The following is a 4,162-nucleotide window of genomic DNA, read 5'->3' on the forward strand; positions in this document are numbered from 1 at the left end:
TGATATGGGCGCAGGCAGTTATTACATAATCGGTACAGTAGCCTCTGGCAATGGGGTAGATACGTGTACCAAGAAAAGTGATACGGAGACCTTTACCGATCCAGCGGCCTTGAGTTTGACCTTGAAGTCTACGGATATCAGTTGTAATGGCGCGGGAGATGGAATCATCGCCCTTGATGATACTGCGACTAACAGTTCATTTGATAGTTATAAGCTTTACAAGGTTGGAGAGAATGGTGGTGACGATACAGAAGTAGGAAGTGTGAGCCCTGATGCCACCACTGGTGTCTTTAAGAGTGCTATGGGCGCAGGCAGTTATTACATAATCGGTACAGTAGCCTCTGGCAATGGGGTAGATACGTGTACCAAGAAAAGTGATACGGAGACCTTTACCGATCCAGCGGCCTTGAGTTTAACTATCTCACCATCAGATGAAACCTGTGCAGGTGATGACGGTGCTATTGATTTATCAGGAAGTAATAACAGTGCTTTCGACAGTTATCAGCTTTATAGGGTTGTGGGAAAGCCAGATTTTGATGAAGATCCAAGTGATTCTGGTACCGACACTGAAGTAGGTAGTTCTGTAACGGATGCTAGCAGCGGATTTACCGTTGTTCCTGGTAGTTATTATTTAGTTGGTACTGTGGATTCCGGGAATCAGCCTGGAACAAATTGTACAGCTACCAGTAATGTGGCAACCGTTAATGGTCCTACGAATTGTAATCAACTATTCCCAACACAGACAGATTGTAATGCTTTCCAGAATTGTGACAGGTCAAAATTTGTGCAGACATATTTATGTGTCGCCGTTAAAAAAGGCAATAAGAATGGACCAATACAGATCGCCAATGTTACTCCTGGAGCATATTTCTACTATGGGAATTTTGATCCTGTAAAAAATAGTGATGGTAAGTATGTTGTCACATTAAAACAGGAAACACCTCTTGGTTTCCCTGCATTCCGATATTTTAATAATGCGAATGTAAATATTTTTACTAAGGAGTGTGGAAATGTTCAAATAAATAAAGTTACAATTGATGATAAGGTGCCAGGTTTATATAAGATTATTGTTGAGTATACACCAGCAACTTTGGCTCCGCATGTTATAGGGGTTAAATTTGATTCTAAATCCATAATTGGATTCGAGACTACAAAAAGTGCAGCCAATGGAGCTGAATATTCTTTTGGTTTAGAAATCAACGGAATAGAAGAAGGTCCAAGTTTTGGAACTTTATATCTTGATTCTTCAAACGGTTGTACAGATGCAGCAGTTCCACCTAGTAACAATTGCGAATCAGAAAGTAGTTCTTCTGAATTAACTTTACAGTCTGAAAGTTTATCTAAAGAAAGTATTGCGACTGATCAGTCTATGGAGTTAACCACCAAATCACTGGAGCAAGGCTTCAGCGTGGCACCTGTACCATTCACAGATCAGGTAACGGTGAGATACGAGTTCGAGTATACTTCAGATGTAAAGATTCAGTTCTTCGATCTTAATGGATCTCTGTTGAGAACCTATGCAGATAAGCAGGTGACCAGTGGAGATGAAACCCAGATCAATATAGACTTTGCGCTTAAGGCGAACCAGGTTTATATTATCAGGGTAGAAACAGACAGGGATGCCTTCTCTAAGAATGTAATGTCTGGTAATTAATAAATAGTTTAATCATAAAATTAAAAGCAGCCGAAAGGCTGCTTTTTTGTTTTAACAGATGATAATGAATAATCATCTTTAAATCAGTATTGTAGGTTTGAAATTCATGCTAATTTTCGTAACTTTAAGTGATCTTTTAGCATTGGAAAATCTTCTGTTTCCAATGAGTTAACTTACCAGGTAATACTTTTTGGATCTGGAAATTTTAATACCCCCGGAATAACTGAGGCCCCAGTTAAACAGCAGTTACGAATACTGTAGAAAATCCCAAATCTTTTCATTATTTGCCCCGCGATTTTTTGACTGTATCTTGTTAGGTAGTAAAATATCCCTAATGTATACAGAACTTTTACCCCCCTTCGTAAGTATACTTTCTATAATCTATAAAATAATTCCATATGTATGAAATCCGGTAGTTACCGGTGTACTCTCAGGTTAAGCCCTGCGTGATGATGTTGATAGATAAACCTAAAAATTAATTATTATGAGAGTTATTACTCAGCCCGATCTTTCAAGATCTGGCACTAAACAAAATGATCCTAGCTGGCAAAAACTTAGCGCCGCTTTAAAGATCAATTGCAGATCTCTGATCCTCGCCTTAAGTTTGTTATTTATTTCTTTTTTACAGGCACAAACCACCATCAACCTTACTAATGAAGTAATTGCCAGGTTTGGTGTGGAAGCAGATCTATATGCAAATTATCCCTTAATTGCTGATCCAGATTTCGACGATTCAGATGATTGGTTTCTTAGTGGAACCTGGACTGGAGATGGCTTGAATGTGATCGCCCAAAGTGGTACAGATTCTGAAGGGAATGATGTAGCAGCTGTAATTTCTTCGATTACCAGTGGAAACAATTCCGGAGAAATTAGAATGTCTCAACCAATATATTCCATGCAGCCTAGTGGTATTATGTGGGTGGATGCCGTTTATTTCAGAGATCAAAGGACGAATGGAAACCTGGTCGATGGAACCTATTTTACGTCAGGTGATGATAAGAATTTTGAAGATCCTTTTACCTGGACCATAGGTACCGGGAATGGAGGTCCGCAGAAAAATGATATTATTGAATTTTTCGGGCACCTTAGAAGAGATGATGGTACTCCAAATGACGATGAGTATGCCATTGTAGGAGCCACTACACGTAGCCAGAGTGGTACCAGCCACCTGGATTTTGAATATTTTAGAAAAGATGTGGTAATAAATGCAGCCGGTACAGGATTAGAATATGATCCGGAAAGATATGGAGACCTGGCGGGAGATGAACTTGCAGCCTTCCTGGCATCGCTGGGATGTAACCGTACATTTTACCAGTTTAATGATGATTATAGCGTAAAAAAACATGGTGATGTGGTATTCTCGGTGAATTATGAATCTGGTGGGGGTGCTGTTAAGGTCGAATTATTCGTATGGATTAAGAGACAGGGCTTGAATGTCACAGAATTCAATAATGCGCCTAACCGACCATTTACCTTAGCCGATAGAAATGGAAATTTTGAATTTTATGAATGTCCAACAGATACCCGGTTTGGGTATGCGAAGATTCAGCCTAAAACAGGTGCTTCCTTACCTGTAACTGCTCAGGTAAACCAGACCTCTATTCTTGGACCGCCTTGGGGTTCATTCAATAGTAAAGGTCAGCCTGTAGGTGATTTGCCAAGTCTTGCGCTGGTAGAATTATCGCTGAATGCCAGTGAACTGGGTCTGGATACCAGGAATACTGAAGGGGAATGTGAAAGTCCCCTTGGTAGTGTGATCGTTAAAACAAGGTCATCAGCTCCCTTTACTTCTGAACAAAAGGATTTAGCAGGTCCCGTGAACCTTGGTAATACCCCACCAGTTGCGGTTGAACTCGCTAATATAGATTTTTGTGAAAGTGAACCTGAAGATCTTGTTGCTGATATAATGCCTGAAGAGGGGGATTATCTTATTGAGTGGTATTTGTTAACCGGAGAAGACCTGTCCACAAGAACTTTAAAACAATCAGAATCTGATATTAACGGAGGTACTCCAGGAGCGAGATCTTATACCCCAACAGAATCTGGTACTTATGAGGTTGTAGTTACTGTAATTCTGGGTGATGATCCAGACAATCTGGGTTGTTTCGCCGCCGCTCGAGCAAATGTTGAGATCTTTGATGATCCTGAAGCAGCTCTTGAAACAGATGGAGTATGTGACGGCGAGGATGCGATCTTTACCGCAGGTCCAAGTGGCAACGGAGAAGAATACACTTTCTGGATAGATGACAGTGAAGATGGAGTTATAGATGCTGGCGAGGAAATCCTTCAGGCAAAATCTACTGATAATACTTATGATAGTAATACCATCCTCGATGGTACTACGGTAAGTGTATTGGTAGAGACCACCGATGGTTGTACAGATTATGCTACTGCCGATGCAGTGATCTATGAAAATCCGGAAGCAGAACTTGAAACCGATGGAGTTTGTGATGGTGAGGATGCGATCTTTACCGCGGGCCCTAGTGGCAACGGAGAAGAATACACTTT

2 protein-coding genes are annotated in these 4,162 nt (G+C 40.7%); both read left to right on the forward strand.

Annotated features, from left to right (window positions below):
- The coding region (locus FGM01_RS14580; RefSeq protein WP_208012735.1) for a T9SS type A sorting domain-containing protein at positions 1 to 1,654 on the forward strand (1,654 nt) is incomplete at its 5' end.
- 484 nt (positions 1,655 to 2,138) lie between these two features.
- Positions 2,139 to 4,162, forward strand: a 2,024-nt coding sequence (locus tag FGM01_RS14410) for a hypothetical protein (RefSeq protein WP_143411892.1), incomplete at its 3' end; no start/stop codon positions are given.

The sequence above is a fragment of the Christiangramia sabulilitoris genome, from assembly GCF_007050985.1.
GTDB lineage: Bacteria > Bacteroidota > Bacteroidia > Flavobacteriales > Flavobacteriaceae > Christiangramia > Christiangramia sabulilitoris.